The organism is Phocaeicola acetigenes, assembly GCF_027529745.1.
Taxonomy (GTDB): domain Bacteria; phylum Bacteroidota; class Bacteroidia; order Bacteroidales; family Bacteroidaceae; genus Phocaeicola; species Phocaeicola acetigenes.
This window is the reverse complement of record NZ_JAPZVM010000003.1, coordinates 214,014-239,732: the sequence shown is the minus strand read 5'-3', so window position 1 is coordinate 239,732 and position 25,719 is coordinate 214,014. Positions and strand designations below refer to the sequence as shown.

At 39.7% G+C, this 25,719-nt stretch carries 17 protein-coding genes and 1 tRNA gene; 12 read left to right on the top strand and 6 right to left on the bottom strand.

Translation table 11 applies throughout. The annotated features are described in order from the left end of the window. Positions 1 to 85 precede the first annotated feature (85 nt). From O6P32_RS05550 to O6P32_RS05525, 6 genes are all read left to right on the top strand, one after another. Positions 86 to 643 (top strand): RNA polymerase sigma-70 factor, encoded by a 558-nt coding sequence (locus O6P32_RS05550; protein ID WP_269877260.1) that lies wholly within the window; start codon positions 86 to 88, stop codon positions 641 to 643. 134 nt (positions 644 to 777) lie between these two features. Beyond that, positions 778 to 1,710, top strand: a complete 933-nt coding sequence (locus O6P32_RS05545) for a FecR domain-containing protein (RefSeq protein ID WP_269877258.1) — start codon at positions 778 to 780, stop codon at positions 1,708 to 1,710. A gap of 223 nt (positions 1,711 to 1,933) precedes the next feature. Beyond that, on the top strand, positions 1,934 to 5,212 hold the full coding sequence (locus tag O6P32_RS05540) for a TonB-dependent receptor (protein ID WP_269877256.1): 3,279 nt from the start codon (positions 1,934 to 1,936) through the stop codon (positions 5,210 to 5,212). An 18-nt stretch (positions 5,213 to 5,230) separates the two neighbouring features. Continuing rightward, entirely contained in the window at positions 5,231 to 6,907 is a 1,677-nt protein-coding gene (locus tag O6P32_RS05535; protein ID WP_269877253.1) for a RagB/SusD family nutrient uptake outer membrane protein, read from the top strand. 73 nt (positions 6,908 to 6,980) lie between these two features. Next, complete coding sequence (locus O6P32_RS05530) at positions 6,981 to 8,162, top strand: FN3 domain-containing metallophosphoesterase family protein (RefSeq protein WP_269877251.1); 1,182 nt, start codon at positions 6,981 to 6,983, stop codon at positions 8,160 to 8,162. Positions 8,163 to 8,171: 9 nt separating this feature from the next. Then, entirely contained in the window at positions 8,172 to 10,376 is a 2,205-nt protein-coding gene (locus O6P32_RS05525; RefSeq protein ID WP_269877250.1) for an alpha-galactosidase, read from the top strand. Positions 10,377 to 10,648: 272 nt separating this feature from the next. On the opposite strand, the gene O6P32_RS05520 is transcribed toward O6P32_RS05525, so the two are convergent. The 6 genes from O6P32_RS05520 to O6P32_RS05495 all read right to left on the bottom strand — a co-directional run bounded on the left by O6P32_RS05520 (position 10,649) and on the right by O6P32_RS05495 (position 16,473). Next, positions 10,649 to 10,721: transfer RNA gene (locus O6P32_RS05520), tRNA-Phe, on the bottom strand. A 171-nt stretch (positions 10,722 to 10,892) separates the two neighbouring features. Continuing rightward, positions 10,893 to 11,930 carry a thiamine-phosphate kinase gene (gene thiL / locus O6P32_RS05515; protein WP_269877249.1) on the bottom strand — a complete coding sequence of 346 codons (1,038 nt, stop codon included), beginning with the start codon at positions 11,928 to 11,930 and terminating at the stop codon, positions 10,893 to 10,895. Positions 11,931 to 11,933: 3 nt separating this feature from the next. Then, a complete protein-coding gene (locus tag O6P32_RS05510; RefSeq protein WP_269877247.1) occupies positions 11,934 to 12,743 on the bottom strand; it encodes a purine-nucleoside phosphorylase in 810 nt (269 codons plus the stop codon). Further along, positions 12,700 to 13,809: a tetraacyldisaccharide 4'-kinase gene (gene lpxK, locus O6P32_RS05505; protein WP_269877245.1), complete on the bottom strand. Its 1,110-nt coding sequence runs from the start codon at positions 13,807 to 13,809 to the stop codon at positions 12,700 to 12,702. The genes O6P32_RS05510 and lpxK overlap by 44 nt, the downstream gene beginning before the upstream one ends. A 16-nt stretch (positions 13,810 to 13,825) precedes the next feature. Next, on the bottom strand, positions 13,826 to 15,595 hold the full coding sequence (sppA, locus tag O6P32_RS05500; RefSeq protein ID WP_269877243.1) for a signal peptide peptidase SppA: 1,770 nt from the start codon (positions 15,593 to 15,595) through the stop codon (positions 13,826 to 13,828). Between the two features lie 41 nt (positions 15,596 to 15,636). Beyond that, the gene (locus O6P32_RS05495) at positions 15,637 to 16,473 is read right to left on the bottom strand and encodes an alpha/beta hydrolase (RefSeq protein ID WP_269877241.1); all 837 of its coding nucleotides are present in this window, start codon (positions 16,471 to 16,473) and stop codon (positions 15,637 to 15,639) included. A gap of 121 nt (positions 16,474 to 16,594) precedes the next feature. Between O6P32_RS05495 and O6P32_RS05490 the strand changes: the two genes are divergently transcribed. The 6 genes from O6P32_RS05490 (at position 16,595) to O6P32_RS05465 (ending at position 25,714) form a co-directional block, all read left to right on the top strand. Then, positions 16,595 to 16,999, top strand: coding sequence for a hypothetical protein (locus tag O6P32_RS05490; RefSeq protein WP_178266030.1), 405 nt, complete (start codon positions 16,595 to 16,597; stop codon positions 16,997 to 16,999). A 179-nt stretch (positions 17,000 to 17,178) separates the two neighbouring features. Continuing rightward, positions 17,179 to 17,709, top strand: a complete 531-nt coding sequence (locus O6P32_RS05485; protein ID WP_178266031.1) for an NUDIX domain-containing protein — start codon at positions 17,179 to 17,181, stop codon at positions 17,707 to 17,709. Between the two features lie 19 nt (positions 17,710 to 17,728). After that, entirely contained in the window at positions 17,729 to 20,743 is a 3,015-nt protein-coding gene (locus tag O6P32_RS05480; protein WP_269877238.1) for a tetratricopeptide repeat protein, read from the top strand. After that, positions 20,740 to 22,377 (top strand): TonB-dependent receptor, encoded by a 1,638-nt coding sequence (locus O6P32_RS05475; RefSeq protein ID WP_269877237.1) that lies wholly within the window; start codon positions 20,740 to 20,742, stop codon positions 22,375 to 22,377. The genes O6P32_RS05480 and O6P32_RS05475 overlap by 4 nt, the downstream gene beginning before the upstream one ends. A 479-nt stretch (positions 22,378 to 22,856) precedes the next feature. Next, positions 22,857 to 25,190 (top strand): type I DNA topoisomerase, encoded by a 2,334-nt coding sequence (topA, locus tag O6P32_RS05470; RefSeq protein WP_178266034.1) that lies wholly within the window; start codon positions 22,857 to 22,859, stop codon positions 25,188 to 25,190. Next, on the top strand, positions 25,187 to 25,714 hold the full coding sequence (locus tag O6P32_RS05465) for a shikimate kinase (protein WP_269877234.1): 528 nt from the start codon (positions 25,187 to 25,189) through the stop codon (positions 25,712 to 25,714). The genes topA and O6P32_RS05465 overlap by 4 nt, the downstream gene beginning before the upstream one ends. The last annotated feature ends 5 nt before the right edge of the window (positions 25,715 to 25,719 follow it).

The window sequence follows — 25,719 nt, the reverse complement described above, 5'->3', positions numbered from 1 at the left end:
CGGGTATGAAGGAGAAACATTTTGTTTTTGTCGTTGGTTTATTACTAATTTTGTGCTTTATAAATAGAAGATAGGCACAAATTTTATGGAGCAATTAACAAGAACTTCTTTTCAGGATATTTATTCGTTGTATTATAAAAAGGCATTCTATTTTGCTAAATCTTATGTGCATGATAATTTGGTAGCGGAAGATATTGCTTCTGAATCGCTTATTGCTTTATGGGAGAAAACAAAGGAGAATCCGATAGATTATGTTGCTCCTTTATTGCTTACTATTTTGAAAAATAAATCATTGGACTATCTAAAACATGAGAAGGTTCAATTAGCAGCTTTTGAAACGATGGCAGACTGGAAGCGTCAAGAACTTTCATTTCGTATTTCAGCACTTGAGGCTTGTATTCCAAATGATATTTTCTCGGAAGAAATAAATAAAATCATTCATCAGACATTGGCACAACTTCCGGAGCAAACTCGTAAAGTGTTTGTCTTGAGTCGTTTCCGGGATAAATCGAATAAAGAAGTGGCTGACGAATTGGGGATTTCTCTCAAAGGAGTAGAGTATCATATGTCTAAAGCACTGAAACTGTTGAGAGTTGCTTTAAAGGATTATCTTCCTTTTTTATATTTTTTACTGGAGCAGTAGCCGGATATAGATATATGTCTGTTCTGAAATATTGCTCTTTGATATTTTTTATTGTAAAATACCTATATGATTTTTTTGCAATTTCCACTAGGGTAATTGGCAAGTGAATCGTTTTATTCTCAAAAGGCAAAAAAATGAAAAGTGATTTATTGCAAAGATATATATCGGGTGAGGTTTCAGAAGCCGAAAAAAAGCAAGTTACGGAGTGGATACAGGCAGATCCTGAGCATTTACGTGAGTATTTGGCACAGCGTAAATTGTACGATATAGCGTTATGGCAGACAGAGACTGTGGAAGAGCAGGGGCTGGGTAAGAAAAATATATTTGCTTTGCGCTCTATAGTATTAGCTGTGGCAAAAATTGCAGCAATAGTAACAGTTGTTTTTTTTATTACCTACTATCGGGCAAATAAAGAAAGGGAAAAAATGTCTTACCAGTCGGTATATGTTCCAGCAGGACAGCGTGCGGAACTGACATTAACCGATGGAACAAAAGTTTGGCTGAATTCGTGTACTACTCTAAAGTTTCCTACGAATTTTCAAGAAGCATCTCGTGATGTATTGTTGGATGGAGAAGGTTTTTTTAAGGTTGCTAAAAATGAAGATGTACCTTTTGTTGTGAAAACAGGAAAATATGATGTGAAAGTGTTAGGTACAGAATTTAATGTATTGGCTTACTCAACAGACAGTATATGGGAAACCTCCTTATTGAAAGGTTCTGTTGAAATTCAGACAAACGGAATGAAGAAATTACGTTTGGAGCCCAATACCATGGCTAGACTACAGGGGAATAGTTTGGTAAAACAGCATATCAAGAAAATGGAGTATTTCCGCTGGCGTGAGGGGTTGATTTGCTTCGACAATGTTTCAGTAGAAGATATGATAGAAAAGTTGAAACTATATTATGGGGTTGATATTGTAGTGAATAATCCGGAGATTTTGAATAATCGCTATACTGGGAAATTTCGTGCTGGAGATGGTATAGAGCATGTATTGAAAGTATTACGTTTGAAAAACCAGTTTACTTATGAGAAAGACGACGAAACAAATAGAATCATAATTAATTAATTCTTTAACACTATGCAAAATAGCTTATGACACAATAGATTCGTTTTCCAGAAAAATGGGATGATGCGGCAACATCACCCCATAAAGGTCAAGAAAAAACTAAGTTCTTTTTTGACTAAAACTCAGAATTATTTTAAGTATAATAACCTAAAATTGATGTTACAAAAATATGAAAAATATTTTGTATAAGAAATTTATTGCCCGATTTAAACATGTATCCCATATGAAAAAGAGTACATTAGGGGTATTATTTATCTTTGTCGGAACTTTTTATGCCACGGCTTCTTATGCTCAGAATATGAAAGTTACGGTAGTTTCCAACTCTATATCGGCGGAAAAAATTCTTAGTGAAATAGAGAGTCAGACAGATTATCTGTTTGTTTATGATGTGAATGATGTTAATCTGAAAAGAAAGATCAAGATTAATGCTAAAAATAGACCGGTATCGGACGTTTTGAAGCAAATATTTTCAGGAACTGATATTGCTTATGCCATGGAAGGCAAAAATATCATGCTGATGAAGAAAAAAGAACAGTCCGAAATAGTTCAGCAGGCAAGCAATGTAATTACAGGTATTGTCAAGGATTCGAAAGGTGAATCTATCATTGGGGCTAATATTAAGGTAAAGGGGCAGACAACTGGTACTATTACTGACTTTGACGGACGGTTTGTTTTGGAAATACCGGAAAACTCTATATTACAGATTTCTTATATTGGATATGTGGCTCAGGAGGTTAAGATTGGTACTCAGAAAGATTTGACAATTATACTGAAAGAGGATACGGAGGTATTAGATGAAGTGGTTGTAGTAGGATATGGTAGTCAAAGAAAAATAAATTTAACTGGTTCTGTAGCATCGGTCTCAAAAAAAGAATTACAAAGTCGTCCCATTACAGCGCTATCTACGGCTATTCAGGGATTAATGCCGGGAGTTACTATTACATCAACCGATGGACAGCCTGGTGCTGATGGTGCTTCAATTCGCGTACGTGGACAAGGTACATTGAACAATGCTGATCCTTATATTTTGGTGGATGGTGTTGAAGAAGGATCTATTAATCAGATTGATGCAAATGATATTGAATCAATTTCTGTCTTGAAAGACGCAGCAGCTGCTGCTATTTATGGTTCAAAAGCCTCTAATGGAGTAATTCTGATAACAACAAAACGCGGTAGTGAAGGTAAAGCTGTTGTAAGTTATAATGCAAGTGTAGGATTTCAATCTCCTACGGCAAGAGTAGAGCGAATGGATTCCTGGGAAGCAGCAGAATTTTATAACCGTGCTTTGGAAAATAGTGGGAAGGCTATTCGCTTTGAAGAGGAAGATATCGAACTGTTTAAAAATGGAACCGATCCATATGGGCATCCTAATACAGACTGGTATGATCTTGCTTATAATTCAGGTTTTATTCATAAACATAATATTAGTGTATCGGGGGGAACGAAGACTGTCCGTTATATGAATTCCATTGGCTTTTTAGGGCAGGATGGTGTGCTTCGTAATAGTGGTAGAAAACAGTTTAATGTGCGCTCCAATGTGGATATTAAAGTTTCTGATAAATTGAATATGCGTTCAAATCTGTCGTATATCAACAATTATTATTGGGAGCCTAATAATAGTCGTTATGGAGATGGTCCTGGTCAAGTTATTAATCTGGTAAATACTTTTGCTCCATGGATACCTTATAAAAACGAGGACGGATCTTACGGGGGTAATGGTGACGGTAATCCAATTGCTTGGTTGGATGTAAATGAACGATGTCTGCATAAAGGACAGAAATTCACCGGAATTATGGCTGCCGATTATAAGTTGATTAATGGATTGGTCTTGACAGCACAAGGAGCCTATACGATGAACTTCTCTGATTATAAGGCCTTCATGAAGGATATTCAATTGAATGAAGATGTTTATCAAGGACCAAATGAACTGACAGAAACAATGAGCATAAGCAACCGTTTAGCATTCGACGGTTTGTTGAACTATGATAAAATGTTCGGTAAACATCATATAAAAGGCCTGGCAGGTTATCGTGTTGAAAAATATAATTATAAGACCTTGACAGGAAATCGAACAGGCTTTCCTACCAACGAACAGACTGATTTAGGAGCAGGACAGGATGACTCTCAAACAAATGACGGATATTCACGTGAGTTGGCTTTGATGTCATGGTTTGCACGTATAAACTATGACTATATGGGTAAATATTTGCTGGAAGTTAATTTCCGTGCGGATGCTTCTTCTCGATTTAATAAAGATAATCGTTGGGGATATTTCCCGGGAGTTTCTGCTGGATGGAGAATTTCGGAAGAAAATTTTATGGAGGGATCAAAAGGATGGTTACAATCATTGAAACTTCGTGTGTCATGGGGACAATTAGGTAATCAGGAAGCTATTAATGATTATTATCCAGCTCTTTCTACTTATAGTATAGGTAAGAATTTCGTATTCGATGGTGTAGTACATACTGGTATTTGTCAGGTAGGATATAAACAGGCTGATATTACATGGGAAACTACTACTACTACCGGAATTGGTGTTGACATGAGTTTTCTGGATTATTTTAATGTATCGTTGGATTATTATTATCGTAAGACGACTGATATGTTAATGGATGTACAGGTTCCTGCAACTTTTGGATTTGGGGCATATATGGCTAATATCGGTTCTATGGAAAATGAAGGAGTGGAACTGAGTGCAAGTTGGCAACAGAAGTTTGGTAATTGGACATTGGGAGCTACTGGAAATTTTGCTTATAACCGTAATGAGATATTGAGTTTGGGTGAAGTGAAAGAGATGATTGATGATTATTACATTAATCGGGTTGGTTCTCCATATAACTCCTATTATACTTATGTGGTAGATGGTATTTTCCGTAGTGATGAAGAAGCTGCAGCATATCAAGAACAATATGGAAATCCGTTTAACTCTGATTTTAAAGCTGGAGACTTAAAGTTTAAGGATGTAAATGGTGATGGATCATTGACTTCTGATGATAAAGATCTGATAGGAACAAATCAGCCTAAGTTTACTTATGGCTTAAGCTTTAATGCTACTTGGAAAAATATAGATTTCTCTATTATGGGACAAGGAGTGACTGGTACACGCCGATACTTTACACAGGAAGTTGTAGGTGACTTTAAGGGGGATGCTTCTCATCCATCTACTGCATGGCGGGATGCATGGTCGGAAGAGAATCCTAACGGTAGTTTCCCTCGCCCGACTGAAGGTACTGCTTCTCATAATCATCAGTCTACACGGTCTAGTTTCTGGTGTTTCGATACAGATTATTTCCGCATAAAGAATCTGCAGATTGGATATACTTTCCCAAAATCATGGTTGGTTAAGGTTGGAGTAGATCGGATGCGTCTTTATTATTCTGGAGAAAACATGTTTACATTTGATAATATGCCTGTAGATATTGATCCTGAAAGTGAAAATGGGAGTGTTCGTACATTTCCTAACTTGAAAACACATTCGATAGGTATTAATTTAACATTCTAATCCATAAAAATTATAATTATGATACGATTTATTAAAGCTTCAAAATATATCATTTGTGCAGGCCTGTTCTCGTATGTAGCATCTTCGTGTGATGATTTTTTCAATACAGCACCTTATGATGCAATTACTCCTGCTACATTTTGGAAAACAGAACAAGATGCAGATACTGCTTTGACAGCTTGTTATAATTGGTGGTTCGACCAGTGTACAGGTCCTAACTATATCTTTTTTAATGATTGCATGTCGGATATATCTTTCAATCGTACAGGCTCTTCCAGCTATAAACAGGTTGCTACAGGAGAATTGAATCCGAATAAGGTTCCTAATTATTATAAATATGAATCCATAGCACGTTGTAATGTTTTTCTAGCCAATATACATAAGCCTGTTTTTGGCAATGAGCAAGACCGTAAGAATATGATTGCTCAGGTACGTGTAATCCGTGCATGGCAGTATTTGGTTATCAATTTTTGGTTTGGAGGTATTCCATTGATTACTCAACCTACTACTACGGCAGAAGAAGCTCAGGTAGCTCGTTCTACAGAAGAAGAAGTGAAAAACTTTATTTATAAAGAATTGGATGAGGCTATTCCTGATCTTCCCGATAAACCGAGTGAGAAAGGACGTATCGCTAAGGGAACAGCTCTTGCTATCAAAATGCGTGCTCATCTTTATTATGATGATTGGAAAGAGGCCAGACAGGCTGCTTATGATATCCAGAAACTTAAATTGTATGAACTAGATAAAGATTTTATCAAAATGTTCAGCCTGGAGGGACAGGATTCTAAGGAAATTATTTATGCAGACCAGCATGTGGAGGATCTGTATAAGTTTAGTGATGTAGTTCGCTTGTATAATAATCAAGATGGGGGATGGGCATCATTTGTTCCAACACAGAATCTAGTTGATATGTTCGAAATGGAGAATGGATTGATGCCGAATGAATCTGGCTCGGGCTATGATGAGCGATATCCTTTTGCAAATCGTGATCCCCGTTTGTATAATACTATTATTTATCCGGGTATGGATTGGGAAGGTAAGAATGGAAACCGTATTATTAATACCTTGGATAAAACAATTGAGGGTAAGGCAAATAAAGATTATTATAGTGCTGCAACGAATGCTTCAGCCACAGGATTACTTTATGCAAAATATGCTTTGCCTTCTATTAAGCAATATTCACCTTCATTGAATAATGATCGTTTATGTCCTATTTTGTTCCGCTATGCAGAAGTGTTGCTTACAATAGCAGAATGTAATGTAGAGTTGAATGAAAACTTAGATGAGGCATTAAATTTGATTGATGAACTACGTATTCGTGGTGGACATATTGCTGTAGACCGTACGAAATATAATTCGCAAGATAAAATACGTGAATTGGTTCGTCGTGAGCGAACTATTGAATTGGCTGGTGAAGGGCTTCGCCGTCAGGATATTCTACGCTGGAAGGACAAGGAAGGCAAAATGGTAGCTGAAACAGTGATGAACAAGCCATTGTATCATATGGTAGGTACTGTAAACTATGATGAGCCGGATCCGACTCGTAGGGCAGTAATCACTCCTTCTAGTGAGGTTACCGAAAAAGACCGTCTGATTGAGCAGCGTAGATTTGAACCTTATATGCGTTATTGGCCTATTCCTTATGCACAAATGGAGAAAAATCCAAAACTGGTACAAAATCCTGGATATAAATAAGAAATCATAATTGTAAATGGGGGGAGTATAGTGCCCCCATTTATGTTTATTTAAATAAGAAGTTCTTTGCGTAATGAAAATAAAACAGTTATTTTTTTTAATATGTCTTCAGTGTTTTACTGTGTTGATGGCACAAGACATAAAAATCACTCATGGACCTTATTTATGTAATATGACTCAGGATGAGGTGAGTGTTATCTGGACAACAGACAAACCGGCTTTATCGTGGGTAGAATTGGCACCAGGGGATAATCAGTCGTTTTATGCAACTGAGCATCCGCGGTATTATGAAACGATTGCAGGAAGACGTCTGTCTACTTCTACTTTTCATTGTATAAAATTGAAGAATTTAAAGCCTGGTACACGATATAATTATCGTATATTTTCTAAAGAAGTACGTTCTTGGGAAGGGAGTGGTAAAGTCTTATATGGAAATACTGTTGCTAGTAATGTCTTCAGGAAAAAACCTTTGAGTTTCTCTACTTTTCCTTGTAATTATGCAGATACAGTTTCTTTTGTGATGTTTAATGATATTCATGAAAGGTATGAATTGTTCGAAAAGCTATGTAAAAATACGGGATTTAATAAGACTGACTTTGTTGTATTTAATGGAGACATGAGTAGTTACCTGGTAGATGAAGCACGACTTTTTCATGGATATATTGATGTTGCTGTAAAGGAATTTGCCAAAGAAACTCCCATTTTATTTGCCAAGGGAAATCATGAGAACAGAGGAGTTTATGCAGATAAACTTTGTAAATATTATCCAGCTTCGGAAGGTCGTTTCTATCAATTGTATAAATATGGTGATGTCTGTGTGATTGTGCTTGATTGTGGTGAAGATAAGCCTGATTCTGATATTGAATATGCTGGATTGGCAAATTATGATAGCTATCGTGAAGAAGAAGCTCGTTGGCTGGGACAGGTTTTGGAAACGAAGGAGTTTGTTGATTCTCGTGTACGTATTGTTGTTTGTCATATACCTTTTATTACTGGAGACTGGCATGGTTGTCTGCATTTGAAAAAGTTGTTTTTGCCTTTGCTGAACTCTGTCAAAATAGATTTAATGTTATCTGGTCATACACATGCATATTCTTTTCATCCAGCAGATGCTCATTGTTCGTTTCCTACTATTGTCAATGATGATGAAACTGTTTTAAAATGTGAGATAGATTCGGAAAATATTAAAATAAGAATTGTTGACCAAGATAATAGGCTTGTAGCAGAACATTTTATAAAAATAATTTCAAAATAAAATATTACTATGAATAAACGATTTTTATTTGGAATCACATTATTGTTTGGTGTATGTAAACTGTCGTCACAGACAGTAATTCCTATTCATACGGATCATACAAGTATGGTTCTTAGTGTTGCATCTGATAGTACGCTCCTTTTTCAATATTATGGTGATAAGATTCAAGATTGTTCTTATTTTGCCAATAAGCAGACTTATAGAAGATTTGATTATGGTACAGATCCATTGGCGTATCCGACTGCAGGTGGACGTTTTTTTAATGAACCTGCTTTTTCTGCAGTCTTTTCTGATGGAGATTTGAATACAGAACTTAAATATATTGGTCATAAAGACAGTCTGATTGTGCCGAATGAGATTTATCAGACTACTATTGATTTGGCAGATGTAAAGCAGAAGTTGAATGTGAGCCTTGTGTTTAAATCGTATGTTCGAAATGATATTTTTACTGTTTCTGCAGTTATTGAAAATAAGAGTAAAAAGGATATTTGTTTGACACGTTTTTATTCTTCTTTTCTTTCTGTACGGGCAAAGCGTTATTATCTTACTACATTTTATGGAGCATGGGCACAAGAAATGGGTATAGAAGAGTCGCTGCTCACTCATGGTATCAAAAGTATTGAGAGCAAGAAAGGAGTAAGGACCACTCATACGGAGAATCCTGCGTTTATGTTGTCACTTGATACTCCTTTGCAGGAGGAGGTTGGTCGTGTGATAGCTGGTGCTTTGGCTTGGAGTGGAAATTATAAGATTAATTTTCAATTAGATGAGTTTAATTTACTAGGTATAAGTTCTGGTATCAATCCTTTTATGTCTGATTATAAATTAAGGTATAAAGAGCGTCTTGTTACTCCTGAAATGATATATACTTATAGTAATAAAGGGGCTGGACAAGCAAGCCGTAATTTACATGATTATGCTAGAAAGTATGTAGTATATGATACTCCTGAAGAATTGCCTACTTTGTTGAATAGTTGGGAAGGAGCTTATTTTAATTTTGATGAAGCTATAATACAAAAGATGATTGATGATGCGGCTGAGATAGGTCTTGAGATGTTTGTACTCGATGATGGGTGGTTTGGTAATAAATATCCAAGAAATAGTAGTAAACAAGGTTTAGGAGATTGGCAGGTTAGCCAAAATAAGTTGCCTAATGGCATTGGAGCCTTGGTTGATTATGCAACTCGGAAAGGATTGAAGTTTGGTCTTTGGATAGAGCCTGAGATGGTGAATCCAAAAAGTGAATTAGCAGAGAAGCATCCGGATTGGATTGTGAAAGCAAAAAATCGGAAAATTACGACAATGAGAGGACAGTGGCTTTTGGACCTAACTAATCCGGAAGTACAAGATTTTATTGTGGAAACATTTAAACACATTATGACTGAGAATCATAATATTGCTTATATAAAATGGGATGCCAATCGGCATGTGGAATCTGTAGGATCTGATTATCTTGCTGTAGATAAGCAGTCTCATTTTTGGATAGATTATACCAAAGGGTTGTATAGCGTTTATAATCGAATCCGCTCTCTATATCCGCATCTTCTTATACAAGCTTGTTCATCTGGAGGAGGGCGAGTGGATTATGGAGCTTTAAAATTTCATCAGGAGGTTTGGACCAGTGATAATACAGATGCTTTAAGTCGTATTTTTATTCAGTATGGAACAAATATGATTTATCCTGCTTCTGTGACTGGTTCTCATGTTTCTGCTAGTCCTAATCATCAGACAGGAAACCGGACATCTCTTAAATTTAGATTTGATGTTGCTATGGGGGGAAGATTGGGAATGGAATTGCAGCCACAAGCATTGGATTCTTTGGAACGTGCGTTTGCTCGTAATGCTATATCTCAATATAAAACCTTGGTTCGCCCTCTTGTTTTTAAAGGAGATCTTTATCGTTTGATTTCTCCTTATGAAGAATCGGGATTTTGTGCTTATATGTATACTGCTAAAGATAAATCTGCTGCGGTTGTTTACGCGTATAACTTGAAATATCAAGGACGAACTCATTTCCCACAACTTAAGTTGTCGGGACTTTCTTCTCAGAAGATGTACAAAATAAGAGAAATTAATACAATTGATAAAAAATCTGTTTTTTGGGGGAATAATCAGATATTCTCAGGACAATACTTAATGAATGAGGGAATTAATCTGAAACTAACTCAATGTAACTCAAGTGCTGTGTTTTATTTGGAGGAAGTTAATCGGTAATTAAATATAATATTGTAGCCAAACTTAATGTTGTATTATTTAGTATTCATTCAATATAATATTGAAAAATAGTGAGTTGCCCGTCGTTGATAAACTTCATATCAATGGCGGTTTTTTTATGGAAAAAAATTAGAATGTTGCTGGATAGAATTATTAAGAAAATAGTTATTTTATAAAGATAATCTTATTAGAAAATTTGATTTCATGGGAAAGTAAAGAGATATAAAAAATCCTCCGAAGTAAACTTTCAGAGGATTCATCTTTGATTTTTGTGGTGCCACCAGGAATCGAACCGGGGACACAAGGATTTTCAGTCCTTTGCTCTACCAACTGAGCTATGGCACCATTGTTTCTCGTTTGCGGTTGCAAAGGTAGGTAAAGTTTTTTAATCTGCAAACTTTATGACAATAAAATGATGAAAAAATTACTTTTTTATTCTTTTGAGGTGTTGAATACAAGAAAAAGAGGTTGCAATGGCTATGCAAACCTCTTTTTCGTATTGAAAGGATATTTTTGTTATTCTTTTAAAGGGTTCCATCCCTGTGCTTTCAATTCCAGTTCATTGCCATCACGGGTAACCAGTGCACAGCCCAGTTCCGGTTTGGTAATGTGACCAATAACTTTCACGTCTTTGAGTGCAGATACTTTTTCGTGGTCGGTCAGTGGAACTGTAAACAACAACTCGTAGTCTTCTCCACCATTCAGTGCACAAGTACTTAGGTTCATGTTGAACTCTTCGGCCATTACTGCTGTCTGATAGTCGATAGGAATACGTTCTTCATATACGCGGCATCCCGTTTTGCTTTGCGAGCAGATGTGCATCAGTTCTGAAGAAAGTCCGTCGGAAATGTCCATCATGGCAGTTGGTTTGATTCCTGCTTTTGCCAGTTCCTCGATGATGTCGCGGCGGGCTTCCGGTTTCAGGAAACGTTCCAGCAAGTACTCTTTTCCTGCAAAGTCGGGCTGAACATCTTTTTCTCCCTGGAATACTGCTTTTTCACGTTCCATCAGCTGAAGTCCCATGTAGGCTGCACCCAAGTCGCCCGATACACAAATCAAATCTGTTTCTTTGGCACCGTTGCGATATACCACCTGATTCTTGTCGGCTTCACCGATACAAGTAATCGAGATGGCAAGTCCGGTTACAGATGAAGTCGTATCTCCTCCTACAATGTCGACATGGTGCTGTTCGCAAGCCAGGCGAAGACCGGCATAAAACTCTTCCAAGTCTTCAATGCAGAAACGTTTCGATACAGCCAGTGAAACAGTAATCTGTTTAGGTGTACCGTTCATGGCATAAATATCCGAAAGGTTCACCATAGCCGATTTGTATCCCAAATGTTTTAAAGGAGTATAAACAAGGTCGAAATGTACTCCTTCCATCAACAGATCGGTAGTTACAAGTACTTGTTTGTCCGAAAACTCCAGTACAGCTGCGTCATCTCCTATGCCATACTTAGTTTCCGGGTTATGGAGTTGGATGTCTTGGGTGAGGTGCTTGATAAGCCCAAATTCACCCACAGTCGAAATTTCTGTTCTCTGTCCTTCGTGCATATATTAAGCTTTGTTTATAAGTTCTCTCATAATGGTTGTCATGCGAGGCTGTGCTTCGTCTGCTGCACGCTGTACTTCTTCGTGCGATACTTCTACAATCTTACCTTCTACTCCCAAGTCGGTGATGACCGAAATTCCAAATACACGGATACCGCAATGGTTGGCAACGATTACTTCGGGTACGGTAGACATACCTACTGCATCCGCTCCCAAAATACGGAACATCTTGTATTCCGACGGAGTTTCAAAAGTCGGGCCTTGTGTTCCGATGTATACACCCTGTTGTACTTTGATACCTTTTTCTTTTGCGATTTCGAGCGCTTGTGCAATCAATTCTTTTGAGTAAGCTTCACTCATGTCCGGGAAACGTGGACCGTATTCAATGTTCTTTCCGCGCAACGGATGTTCAGGGAAGAAGTTGATGTGGTCTGTAATAATCATCAGGTCGCCTATTTCAAAATTGGGATTTGTACCACCTGAAGCATTGGATACAAACAAGGTCTTGATGCCCAATTCGCGCATTACACGTACCGGGAAGGTTACTTCTTTCATCGAATAACCTTCGTAGTAGTGGAAGCGTCCCTGCATGGCAAGAATATCCTTTCCTCCCAATTTACCGAATATAAGTTTGCCACTATGACCTTCTACAGTTGATACGGGGAAGTTGGGTATTTCTGAATAGTTGATTTCGTATTTATCTGTGATTTCGTGTACTAAACTACCTAATCCTGTGCCCAGAATAATGGCTGTTTCCGGTTGAGTGTGCATTTTACCTTTGAGGAATGCAGCTGTTTCTTGAATTTTCTGTAACATATCTTATAAGATTTTGGTGAAACATTTGTTTTTGTTCGTTCAGAAAACTTACTTCTACAGGCAATACATAGATGTAAGCTTTCAGTTCTTCACAAAGAAGAGGATGATCGATAAGACGGGCGGCATCTTTCTCTGTGATGATGATAAGTCGGTTGTGTTCCGGTAGTTGCCGGAAGTTCCGCAGTATAGTGTCCATATCATTCGCTGTAAAATGATGATGGTCCGGAAAAGTAACCGGCACCACTTGGCTTACATATTTGTGCAGTTCACGGATGATGGCAGCTGGTGAGGCGATGCCCGTAACAAGAAGTATCTGTTCTTCTTTGTGCAAGCTGTGTAGGGGACGCTCCGGCTTTTCTTTTGCAAAAAGCGGTTTCAGCTGGCCATATACCAGTGTGGTGAAATATACCTCCTGACCTTTGTGTGGGGCAATTCGCTGTCGTAGTAACGCTTGTTCTTGCTCATTCAGTATGGAAGGACATTTGCTTACAATAATAATATCTGCGCGCTTTTTCCCATATTGTGGCTCTCGCAGTCTTCCTGCTGGAAGCATACAATCCTTCCAAATGGGGCGATGGTAGTCTATCAGCAAAATAGACAGTCCGGGTTTGACGTAGCGGTGCTGGAAAGCATCGTCCAGAATGATAACATCCGGCTGTGGTTTTACCCGTCCGTCGGTCAGGCAACGGATTCCATGGCAACGGTCTGCATCTACTGCCATACGGATACGAGGAAACTTGTGCGCCATCTGAAACGGTTCATCACCAATCTGTTCGATTGGAGTGTTACTCTCTGCCAGTACAAAACCTTTCGATTTGCGCTTGTATCCTCTGCTCAATACGGCTACATGATAATCTGTTTCAAGCATACGGATCAGATATTCCGTATGAGGAGTTTTTCCTGTTCCGCCTACTGTGATGTTGCCTACACTGATTACCGGAAGAGGAAAAGACTGTGCATGAAGTATCCCCCAGTCGAACAACTTGTTTCGTATGCTTACCCCAATACGATACAAGGCTGACAGAGGAAGTAACGGATAATATATTTTAATAGACTTTTCTTTCATTCCGGTGTTTATGTGATTAGTTAATGCTCAGTTCGAATGGCAGACGGGCCTGTATACGGTCTGCGTGCTTGATTTGCTGCATAAAGCGTACTCCTGGATAGAAATCACCAAAAGCCGAACGAATCTGACTCTGGATGTAATGGTCAGACTTCAAGTCCAGCAAACGGAACCATTTGTCTTCTTGCGCAGGATAGCTCTGAATACTGTATTCAGTAAGTTCTGCCAACGACGCTGCTTTTTCAACAGCCTGGTTGATACCTCCTAATTCGTCTACCAGATTCAGCTTCTTTGCATCTTCTCCTGTCCAAACTCTGCCTTCTGCAATTTCCTGTATTTTCTCTATCGGCATCCGGCGACCATCGGCACAACGTTGGGTAAACAATGCATATCCCTGATTTACCATTTGTTGTACGAGTGCAGATTCTTCCTGATTGAACGGACGGCTGAAGTCGCCTAAATCGGCAAGTTTATTCGTCTTTACCCCGTCGAAGCTCAATCCCAGTTTATCTTCTAATAATTTTTGTGCATTGGGAATCATACCAAAAATACCGATAGAACCGGTAATGGTAGTGGGCTCGGCATAAATATAATTTGCTGCACAAGAAATATAATATCCTCCGGATGCTGCATAGTCACCCATGGAAACGACAACAGGTTTGACTTCTTTGAGCAATGAAATCTCACGCCAGATTTGTTCGGAACCATAGGCACTTCCTCCTGGAGAGTTAACACGGAATACAACTGCTTTTATCTTGTCGTCTTCACGCAGACGGCGTAAATCGTTGATAACAACTTCGGAGTTGATTCCCTCATCATAAGTGTTGGATCCGTTGTCTATTTCTCCAAATGCATAATAAATTGCAATACGATCCTTGTGAAGATTAGATTTTGATGCTGTTTCGGGCACATTAATCATGTCTTCCAGTCTCAGTGTAGGAAGTTCTTCTTTTTCTGTACGGCCAGTCAGGGTTTTCAGATAACTCAGTACTTCATCTTTATACATCAGTTTATCTGCCAGTTTAGTCTGGATGTATTCTTGTGCCGGACAGAAACTGAGGTTCTTGTCGGCCAGTGCATTAAGTTCTTCTGATGTTATATGGCGTGAGGCTGAAATATCGTTTACCAAGTTATTCCATATAGATCCGATAAATACTTCAGTCTGCTTACGGTTAGCATCACTCATTTCGTGGGCGATAAATGGTTCGACAGCCGATTTATAAGTACCTACACGGAAAATCTGCATTTCAACTCCAATCTTTTCCAGCAAACCTTTAAGGAATACAGTCTGTGCCGATAATCCCTGCCAGGCAATACTACCAGAAGGGTTGACTGCCAGATTATCTGCTACACTGGCCAGATAATAAGTGCTTTGTGTGTAGTTTCCACCATAAGCAACGATGAATTTGCCTGATTCTTTAAAGTCTAATAATGCTCTTCTGATTTCTTGCAGTGAAGCAGTAGGGCAAACAAAATTGTCGGCTTCAATATAGATTCCTGCAATAGACTCGTTTTCTTTTGCCTTACGGATAGAGCTTAGAATTTGATCCAAACCATATGTGGAAAAATCTTCACCCAATAATTTGTCTAAAGGACTGGTTTGATAACGTTCGGCCACATTCCCATTTAATTCTAAAACGAATACCGAACGGTCTTTTACGGTAGTTGTTGTATTTTCTGTAGATGCAACTAATGCTGCAAGGAACATGATTCCTAAAATCATCAGACAGAAGCCGCTGATAAGAAATCCTACGACTGTGGCAAAAGCCATTTTTATAAACTCTTTCATAAGATGTAAGTAGTTTTAGTAATGTGTAAGCTTAAACAAAGTTAGTTTTTTCCTTTGGAAAAAGCAAGTTGCTTATGGTTTTGGAAGTACTTAATAAAAAATAGCATTTCGTAATCAATTACGTGCGCCCAATAAGCAGGGGTGTGAGCTCCTGCATTTACCAGAAATTCATGCTGAATGCCGTGAGCCAGTAGCTTTTCATGAAATTCACAATTTACTTGAAAGAAGAAATCATCGTAGCCGCAACATATAATCATGTCCACATCACCAGGTTTGATGCGGTTGATTTGATTGATGGCTGTATGTTGCTCCCAAAGTGCTGGATAAGTGCTTTTTTCACCGATTTGCTTTTTCATTTCCCAATTATCTGGAAAAGGACGGATGTCTACTCCGCCACTCATACTACCGGCTGCACCGAAAACATCCGGGTGACGCATGGACAACCACATGGCTCCATGTCCGCCCATACTTAGGCCGGCTATGGCACGGGCAAATTTTGTAGGGCGAGTAGGGTAATGGGAATCTATGTATTCGACCAATTCTTTGGAAATAAAAGTTTCGAACTGTGAACGGGGATTTAATGGACTATCCCAATACCAGCTGTTTTCTCCATCCGGACAGACAATGATTAGTTGGTGTTGGTCTGCATAATCTTTTAGCTCTGGTTTGATTATAAGCCATGTGTCGGCATTACCACTATATCCATGCAGGAGGTAGACGGTCGGGCTGTTCGGCTTCACATCTTTGGGAACAACTACATTGACTTTAATTTTTCGGTCCATAGCAGGACTGTAAATATGGAGAGTGTCTGTAGTAGCGGCATGAATTTGGGAGATAAATAAGAATAAGGTGAGAAAAAGAAAAATGCAATGTCTCATACGAGTAATATTTTTAAGAACAATAATATACAAATGTAAACTTTTTACTTGAAATACAGAAGTGAGACGCAATGATTCCTCTTTTTTTATCTACATTTGTACGATTGAAAATTAAATGACTATGAGTAATAAGAGTATCAATAGTAACAAACAGTTTATGGTAGGCAATGGAATTTTGGCTTTTGGCGTTTTTTTCATTGTCTGTCTGTTTCTGTATTTAGGTTTTCGCTTTCAGCGCAAAGATGGAGGAAAACAAGTCTTTGAAGGCATCTACACCATCTGTGTGGCCGGTAGCTTTTCTGGCGACAGTTTATCTGTTTATGTAAACGACAGTCTGTTGCTCAACAAAACAATGACCGAGGCTGAGGTGAAATTGCAAATCAACCGTTTTGCCGAAGAAAATATGCTGATGGTGGTAGACAATCGTACCGAAGAGATTACTCCCTTTAATTTGAATCCGAAAGGAAGTCTCGTTGAAATACAGAAGAAAAATGGAAAAGTGTTTGTAGAAGAAACTGCACGCTGATTTGCTATAGGAATAGGCATCTTGCCATATTCTGAGGTCCGGTAATAAAAACTTTTTATTGCTACACTTCGAAAACCTGTCTGTAAGAGATGGATGTTTTTCGGAGTGTATTTTTTATCTGTATATAATGGGATTAATTAAATAATTAGTAATTTTGAGTTTCAATAAAATAGAGAATCATGCATCCATTAGAACAGTTTAAGTATTGTCCCAAATGCGGTTCATCTCATTTTGAGGTACACAATGAAAAATCAAAACATTGTGATGACTGCGGTTTTACCTACTATTTTAATTCGAGTGCGGCTACAGTAGCATTTATTTTGAATCATCGCAATGAACTGTTGGTGTGCCGTAGAGCAAAGGAACCGGCAAAAGGTACACTCGATTTATCGGGAGGATTTATTGATATGAATGAAACCGGTGAGGAAGGAGTAGCAAGAGAGGTAATGGAAGAAACCGGCTTGACGGTTATTGATACTGAATATCTGTTTTCTTTGCCTAATACATACTTGTATTCTGGTTTTCTGGTTCATACGCTGGACTTATTTTTCTTATGTAAGGTAGCCGATGACACTCGTCTGCGTGCGATGGATGATGTGGCCGATTCTTTTTGGATGCCTTTGGATAGCATTCATCCTGAAGAGTTTGGTCTTGACTCGGTACGCAGAGGGGTTACCCGTTTTTTGAAGGAGTATGCAAATAAAAAATAAATAAAAAGAGATTATACTGATGAATACAAAGAAATATAAATGGATAGCCGGATGTTTGTGCGCCTTGCCTTTGGTGGTGTCTGCACAGCAGACAGAACCTTTGACCGATCATCGGCGCTTGTTTGACGACGGTAAAGAGTTGTTTTTGCGTCACGACTATGCTGCAGCACAACAGACGTTGATGCAATATGTAAAACAGAATCCACAGGCTGATACATCGGATGAGGTCGCATATATGTTGACATGTACTGCTTACGAACTGAATGCTTCTGACCGTCTGGAGCAGTTGGAGAAGTTCCTGGATACTTATCCGGATTCACGCCATAGAAACCGTGTACAGGCACTGCTGGCATCGGCTTATTTCTTTCAGGAAAAATACCTGGAAACAATTGCTACATTTAAAGGCTGTGATTTGGAGTTGCTCTCCAACGAAGAACGGGATGTCTGTACCTTACGTATGGCTACTGCCTATCAGAAGATTGGTAACTTGCAGGAAGCTTCCATGTGGTTTTCTATCTTGAAGGAGGTCAGTGAAAAGTATCATGCCGATGCAGTGTATAATCTGGCTTATATTGACTACGTACAGAAACGTTACGATGAGGCTTTGGCAGGATTCCGGGAGGTAGAATCGGATGAACATTACCGTAAACTGTCTCCTTATTATATCGCAGATATTTATCTGATAAAAGGAAATTATGAACAGGCGCGTCGCATTGCAGGAGTGTATGCAGAAGCGTATCCGGATGAACCCAATGCAGTGCAGATGAAACGCATTGCCGGAGAAGCGGCATATGGAATGAAAGACTATATGCAGGCAGTACAAAATCTGGAAGTATATTGCTCGGAGGTGAAGAATCCCGACCGTAAGGCTTTGTATGAATTGGGTATGAGTTATGCACAAATAGGAGTATGCTCGAAAGCAGCAGCCCGATTGGGAGAAGTGACTACGACGCAGGATGCGTTGACACAGAATGCATATTTGCATATGGGATTGGCTTATTTGCAACTGAAAGAGCGTAATCAGGCTCGTATGGCTTTTGAACAGGCTTCGGCCACCAATTACGATGCTGCCGTTAAGGAGCAGGCTCTTTACAACTATGCACTTTGTATCCATGAAACCTCTTATTCTCCTTTTGCTGAATCGGTGACTGTTTTTGAACGTTTTCTGAATGAATATCCTCATTCAGCTTATGCAGACAAGGTGAACGACTATCTTGTAGAGGTTTATATGAATACTCGTAGCTATATGGCTGCCTTGAAGTCGATTGCAAAAATCAGTCAGCCGGGTGAACGTATATTAGAAGCAAAGCAGAAACTGCTGTTCCGTTTAGGTACACAGGCTTTTGCTCAGGCTGCCTTTGAAAATGCAATAGAGTGTTTCTCCCAATCTTTGCAACTGGGACGCTATAATCAGCAAACCAAAGCAGATGCTTATTATTGGAGAGGTGAGTCTAAGTACAGACTGGAACAGTATGCAGCGGCAGCTGCCGATTTCCGTCAATATCTGGAGTTTGCACAAGACAAAAGAACAGAAGAGTATGGATTGGCTTTGTACAATTTGGGTTATACTGCATTTAAGCAGAAACAGTATAGCTCAGCTCAAACATGGTTTGCCCGTTGTGTACAGTCGGGAGTCTCGTTGCAGGCTACAGTGATGGCTGATGCGTATAACCGTTTGGGTGACTGTAATTTCTATGCCCGTAGCTTCGAAACTGCTCAGCAGATGTATGCCAAAGCAGCTGCTACCGATACTTCATTGGGCGACTACTCTTTATTCCAGGAAGCATTTGTGAAAGGCTTGCAGCGTAATTATACAGGTAAGATTCAAACTTTGAATCAGATGATAACAGCCTATCCGTCTTCACAGTATTTAGACGATGCTCTTTATGAACAAGGACGCGCATTTGTACAACTGGAAGATAGTGAAAATGCAGTGAAGCGCTATAAACTCCTTGTAGAACGCTTCCCGGATAGTCCTTTGTCTCGTAAGGCTGCCAATGAAATAGGTCTTCTGTATTATCAGAACGATCAGTACGCTGCGGCAATAGAGGCTTATAAGACTGTTATTACAAAATATCCGGGCAGTGATGAGGCTCGCCTGGCACAACGTGACTTGCGTTCTATTTACATCGACTTGAATAAGGTAGACGATTATATGGCATTTGCGACATCTATACCTGGAGGAGCGAATTTCGATGTGAACGAAAGAGATTCGTTGACTTATGTCGCAGCAGAAAGAGTCTACATGCGAGGTAATATCAGTGAAGCTCAAAGCAGCTTTACACGCTACCTGCAGTCTTTCCCTGAAGGAGCTTTCAGTGTAGATGCACATTATTATCTCGGACTGATAGGTTATAACCAGAAAAACTGGACCGAGGCTACAGCGCATTTAAATAAAGTCATAGAATATCCGAACAACAAATTCTCTGGAGAGGCCATGAGCATGTGTGCAGTGATGGCATACGATGCAAAGGATTACGGTCGGGCATTGGAACTGTATAAACGGATGATAGACCGTGCCGTTTCTCAGGAAGAAAGACTGTCGGCAGAAACAGGTGCTTTGCGCAGTGCTTACTTGCTGAACGATGGAAAAGAAGTGATAGCCGTTGCTTCGGCATTGCTGGCGGAAAGTAAACTGGCTCCGGAGTTAAGCAATGAAGCTCATTACTATCGTGCAAAAGCCTTCCTGGAAGCAGGAGAAACAAAGGAAGCATTGCAAGACCTTACAGTGCTGGCCAAAGATACACGTAATGTGTATGGAGCGGAAGCCAAATACCTGGTGGCACAGCTTTATTTCAATGCGGGCGAAACTGCAAAAGCAGAAAAAGAGGTATTGGAATACATTGAAGTGAGCACGCCGCATACATACTGGCTGGCCCGCGGCTTTATCCTGCTTTCGGATGTATATGTACGTCTGGACCGCAAATTAGAGGCAAAACAATATCTGTTGTCTTTACAGCAGAATTATCAGGCAGAGGATGATATTGCCCAGATGATAGAATCACGTTTGGCTAATCTTAACAAAGGAGAATGAAGACAATGAATCAGATAAAAATGATATTGACAGGTGCTGGGGTGTTGTTTACCTCGGTATTATGTGCGCAAGAAGGAGCGAAAGACTCTACACTCACTCGGACTGTGGTGGTGGAGAATCAGTATAACCCGGAGGTAATGGATGCCTTCAAGGTAAATGTGCTTCCGAAGGTTGAAGAACCTGCCGTAGCAAAACAGCATATCGACTATGCTACTGCTGTACGTCCTTTATCGGGCTGGCAGGGAGAGCCGATACCGGTAATTACATATAATGCAAAGCAAAAATCTCCTTATAAGGGATATGTACGTGCAGCCTATGGAAACCGGAATAATACTGATGTGAAGTTAAGTTATATGTGGGATATTACTTCACGCGACCAGTTGAATGTAATGGGAACATTGTATGGAATGAATGGAAAAATTCCATATGAAAGGCTGGAAGAAGACTGGAAATCCCGTTTTTTCCGTACAGACGTGTCACTCGATTATAAACACGAATTCAACCGCGTATTCATGCAGTTGGGAGGAGCTTTCGGCTCTCAGGTGTTCAATTACGTTTTACCTGTCTTGAATGAAGGAGGAGAACCCTGGACTTCCGACAGTCAGCATTTCACTTTGGCCGATGTGTATGCGAAAGTTACATCGAAAGATGAAACACTTCCGGTACAATTCAGTCTGCAGACTGGTTTTCAGAGCTTCAAACGTAAGTATGCTATGCCTTATTTCCCCGGTACTACCGAAGGTTTGGTACATACCGTAGGTCAGATATGGGGAACGCTGCAGGAAGAACATACTGTCGGCATTGATTTTGCAATGGATAATGTGTTCTATAATTCGGATTTGAAAGACTATACTTTGGTTCAGGTAAATCCATATTATAAATGGAATAATGAAGTCATCGACTTGCGTCTTGGAGCGCATGTAGATGCACAGACTTTGAATGGAAGTGGTATTAAATTCGCTCCTGATGTACATTTCGGTTATACCTTTGCTGATACTTATAAATTCTATATACAAGCTATTGGAGGTACGACCTTGAGTGATTTCCGTCGTTTGAACGAAATGTCGCCTTACTGGATGAGTGAAGAGCAGATACGCAGTACACATACACCGCTGGATGCCCGGTTGGGAGTGAAAGGTTCTCCCGTTGCCGGATTCGGATTTAATTTGTTCGGAGGATACCGTATCGTAAAAGACGAGCTGTTTTCTGTATACAGCTTGATGGAGCAGGCAAAGGCAAAAACAGCTTATGCAGGAGGACGCATTGGATATACTTACAAAGATTGGGTAAATCTTGATGTGGAGGCAACTTATTATAACTGGAATATGAATCAGGAGACAGAACCTTTATTGGTGTTGAAACCCAACTACGAATTTAATGTCTCGGCTAGGGTAAAGATTTTGTCTGATTTGTATGCTTCAATGAAATATTGTTATGAGGGACGTAGTCAGGCAGGAACCTTGAAGAAAGCAGACCCGGTGAATGATTTGAGCTTATGGGCTGATTATCGCTTGTTCCAGCGTGTAGATGTATTTGTTCGTCTGAATAATTTGCTGAACAAAAACTATGTTACAGAAGTAGGATGTCCCGTACAGGGCTTTTATGCAATGGGAGGATTAAGTTTTGCTTTCTGATGCAAGGTTACCGGAAGGTTTTGTCGTCCGATAAATATTAAGATAATTGGAGATTCAGAACTGGCTTCGCTTGTGCGAGGCCAGTTTTTTATGGGGTCAGGAAATGTAATCTGTTCGTCTGTAAGAAAACTATAGGGAAAAAGTAATGAACAGATGGCTTATTGTGATGAAGTGCAGGCTATATCCGTCGTCGTCGTTTGTATAGTCAACGACGCTGAATTTATATCCGACGTCGTTGTATGTATAATCGCCGGCGTCGGATACAAAATCAGACAGGTCTGATTATGGCATGGAATCAATGGACTTTGGGAACAGTAATGAAAAGAAATATATCTTGCAGGGATGTAATATGCAGTTCTATTTATAGGCGCTAAATCACAAAAAGTACGAAAAAAAGCAGAAACATACCTTATTATAATGGTGTGATTCTGCTTTTTTTTTACATTTGTCCGGAAAATATTTATGGAATACTTTGAATTATGCAGAATAATTTAGTAATAGTCGAATCTCCGGCAAAGGCAAAGACGATAGAAAAGTTTTTGGGAAGTGACTATAAAGTGCTTTCCAGCTATGGACATATTCGGGATTTGAAGCAAAAATCATTCAGTATTGATGTGAAGAATGACTTTAAGCCTCTCTATGAAGTTCCAGAGGATAAGGAAAAGATAGTAAGAGAACTGAAGGCTGCTGCCAAAAAAGCGGATATGGTATGGTTGGCATCCGATGAAGACCGGGAAGGAGAAGCTATATCTTGGCATTTGTTTGAGGTGTTGCAACTGGATCCTCAGAAGACAAAGCGTATTGTATTCCATGAAATTACGAAAAATGCAATTCTAAAGGCAATCGAAAATCCTCGTGATATAAATATTGATTTGGTCAATGCCCAGCAGGCCCGTCGTATTCTCGACCGTATTGTGGGTTTTGAACTTTCACCTATCCTTTGGAAGAAAATCAAACCGGCTCTTTCTGCCGGACGTGTACAGTCTGTAGCTGTCCGTCTTATCGTAGAACGGGAAAGAGAAGTGCAGGCTTTTGTCAGCGAAGCATCGTATCGGGTGACAGCTGTATTCAATAATGCAGATGGAGCCGAAATCAGAGCCGACCTGGGACAAAGATTCAAGACCAAAGAGGAGGCAAATGCTTTTCTTGAAAAATGCAAGAAATCGACTTTTACAATTGAAGATATTACTACACGTCCGGTCAAGAAATCACCGGCTGCACCGTTTACCACTTCTACATTGCAGCAGGAAGCGGCACGTAAGTTGGGTTATACGGTTGCACAGACTATGATGCTGGCACAGCGTCTGTATGAAAGCGGATTGATTACCTATATGCGTACAGACTCGGTGAATCTTTCTGATTTGGCTTTGAATACCAGTCGCGAGGCTATTACCTCATTGATGGGAGAGCGCTATGTGCAGACACGCCACTTTACAACTAAAACAAAAGGGGCTCAGGAAGCACACGAAGCCATTCGTCCTACCTATATGTCGACTGACAAAATAGAAGGTACGAGCCAGGAACAGCGTTTGTATGAATTGATATGGAAACGTACACTGGCTTCTCAGATGGCCGATGCCGAACTGGAGAAAACAACGGCAACGATTGGTATCAGCGGACAGACAGACAAGTTTATTGCTGTAGGAGAAGTGGTGATGTTTGATGGTTTCTTGCGAGTATATAAAGAATCGTACGACGAAGAAGTAGAACAGGAGGATGAAAGCCGTCTGTTGCCTACTATGAAAGTAGGTCAGACACTGGAATGTAAGACTATTACTGCTACAGAGCGCTTCTCTCAATGTCCTCCCCGCTATACAGAAGCCAGCTTGGTGCGCAAGTTGGAAGAACTGGGTATCGGTCGTCCGTCTACTTATGCTCCTACTATTTCTACTGTGCAGCAGCGTGGATATGTGGAAAAAGGAAACCGGGAAGGTGTAAAACGTGATTATACGATATTGAAACTGGAAGAGGGAGTGATTTCGGAAAGTACACGTACCGAACTGACTGGCAGTGAGAAGTCTAAATTGCTGCCTACCGATGTCGGTATCGTGGTCAACGACTTCCTGATAGAGTACTTCCCTCAGATTATGGATTATAATTTTACGGCCAGCGTAGAAAAAGAATTCGACGAAATAGCAGATGGAGAAAAGGAATGGACCGGAGTTATGGAACATTTCTACGAAGGTTTCCATCCGCTGGTAGAACAGACCTTGACTTCGAAGTCTGAACATCGTGTGGGAGAACGTATTTTGGGTACAGATCCGAAGACTGGAAAACAGGTATCGGTGAAGATTGGCCGATTTGGTCCTGTGGTGCAGATTGGAACGGTAGACGATGAAGAGAAACCTAAGTTTGCCCAGTTGAAAAAGGAATATTCTTTGGAGACAATCACCCTGGAAGAAGCCTTAGACCTGTTCAAACTGCCTCGTAATTTAGGTGAAGTAGAGGGAAAAACAGTGATTATCGGCGAAGGACGTTTCGGACCTTATGTACATTATGGGGATATGTTTGTTTCAATTCCTAAGACTACAAATCCTTTGGAAATTACATTGGATGAGGCTCTTACTCTTATCCGAAACAAACAGCAGGCTGATGCACAGAAGGTAATCAAGACTTTTGCCGAAGAACCTGATCTTCAGATTCTGAATGGTCGTTATGGGCCTTATATTTCTTATCAGAAGAAGAATTATAAGATTCCGTCGAACATAGAACCGTCTGACCTGAATATTGAAACCTGCTTTAAGGTTATTGAATTACAGAAAGAAAAGGCTGAAGTACGTAAAACACGTTCAACCGCTAAGAGAAAGGCATGAAACGTATATTTTTAATAGGTTACATGGGATCGGGCAAGACCACGCTGGGAAAGGCGTATGCCCGTGCCATGCAACTGCAATTCATTGATTTAGACTGGTATATTGAAGAACGTTTCCATAAGACAGTGCAAGAACTGTTCGAAGAACGGAAAGAAGATGGCTTCCGGGAGATAGAAAGAAACATGCTTCACGAAGTGGCCGAGTTTGAGGATGTGATAATCGCATGTGGAGGAGGTACACCTTGTTTCTTCGACAATATGGAGTATATGAACGGGAAGGGAGAAACTGTTTTTCTGGATGCTTCTCCGGAAGTATTGTTCCGGCGCTTGAAGATAGCAAAGAGTAAAAGACCTCTTCTGATGGATAAATCGGACGAAGAACTGATGGATGTGATTCAGAATGCATTGAGAATTCGAACCCCGTTCTATTCGCAGGCTAAATATGTTTTTAATGCGGAAAGCCTGGAAGATAGAGAACAGATTAGCTGTTCGGTACAAAGATTGAAAACACTGTTATTAAATTAAGTATA

Bases quoted from the DNA above. Each gene is read 5' to 3' on its own strand.
- O6P32_RS05550 (WP_269877260.1), top strand. From the start codon at position 86: ATGGAGCAATTAACAAGAACTTCTTTTCAGGATATTTATTCGTTGTAT.
- O6P32_RS05545 (WP_269877258.1), top strand. From the start codon at position 778: ATGAAAAGTGATTTATTGCAAAGATATATATCGGGTGAGGTTTCAGAA.
- O6P32_RS05540 (WP_269877256.1), top strand. From the start codon at position 1,934: ATGAAAAAGAGTACATTAGGGGTATTATTTATCTTTGTCGGAACTTTT.
- O6P32_RS05535 (WP_269877253.1), top strand. From the start codon at position 5,231: ATGATACGATTTATTAAAGCTTCAAAATATATCATTTGTGCAGGCCTG.
- O6P32_RS05530 (WP_269877251.1), top strand. From the start codon at position 6,981: ATGAAAATAAAACAGTTATTTTTTTTAATATGTCTTCAGTGTTTTACT.
- O6P32_RS05525 (WP_269877250.1), top strand. From the start codon at position 8,172: ATGAATAAACGATTTTTATTTGGAATCACATTATTGTTTGGTGTATGT.
- thiL (WP_269877249.1), bottom strand. From the start codon at position 11,930: ATGCACGAAGGACAGAGAACAGAAATTTCGACTGTGGGTGAATTTGGG.
- O6P32_RS05510 (WP_269877247.1), bottom strand. From the start codon at position 12,743: ATGTTACAGAAAATTCAAGAAACAGCTGCATTCCTCAAAGGTAAAATG.
- lpxK (WP_269877245.1), bottom strand. From the start codon at position 13,809: ATGAAAGAAAAGTCTATTAAAATATATTATCCGTTACTTCCTCTGTCA.
- sppA (WP_269877243.1), bottom strand. From the start codon at position 15,595: ATGAAAGAGTTTATAAAAATGGCTTTTGCCACAGTCGTAGGATTTCTT.
- O6P32_RS05495 (WP_269877241.1), bottom strand. From the start codon at position 16,473: ATGAGACATTGCATTTTTCTTTTTCTCACCTTATTCTTATTTATCTCC.
- O6P32_RS05490 (WP_178266030.1), top strand. From the start codon at position 16,595: ATGAGTAATAAGAGTATCAATAGTAACAAACAGTTTATGGTAGGCAAT.
- O6P32_RS05485 (WP_178266031.1), top strand. From the start codon at position 17,179: ATGCATCCATTAGAACAGTTTAAGTATTGTCCCAAATGCGGTTCATCT.
- O6P32_RS05480 (WP_269877238.1), top strand. From the start codon at position 17,729: ATGAATACAAAGAAATATAAATGGATAGCCGGATGTTTGTGCGCCTTG.
- O6P32_RS05475 (WP_269877237.1), top strand. From the start codon at position 20,740: ATGAAGACAATGAATCAGATAAAAATGATATTGACAGGTGCTGGGGTG.
- topA (WP_178266034.1), top strand. From the start codon at position 22,857: ATGCAGAATAATTTAGTAATAGTCGAATCTCCGGCAAAGGCAAAGACG.
- O6P32_RS05465 (WP_269877234.1), top strand. From the start codon at position 25,187: ATGAAACGTATATTTTTAATAGGTTACATGGGATCGGGCAAGACCACG.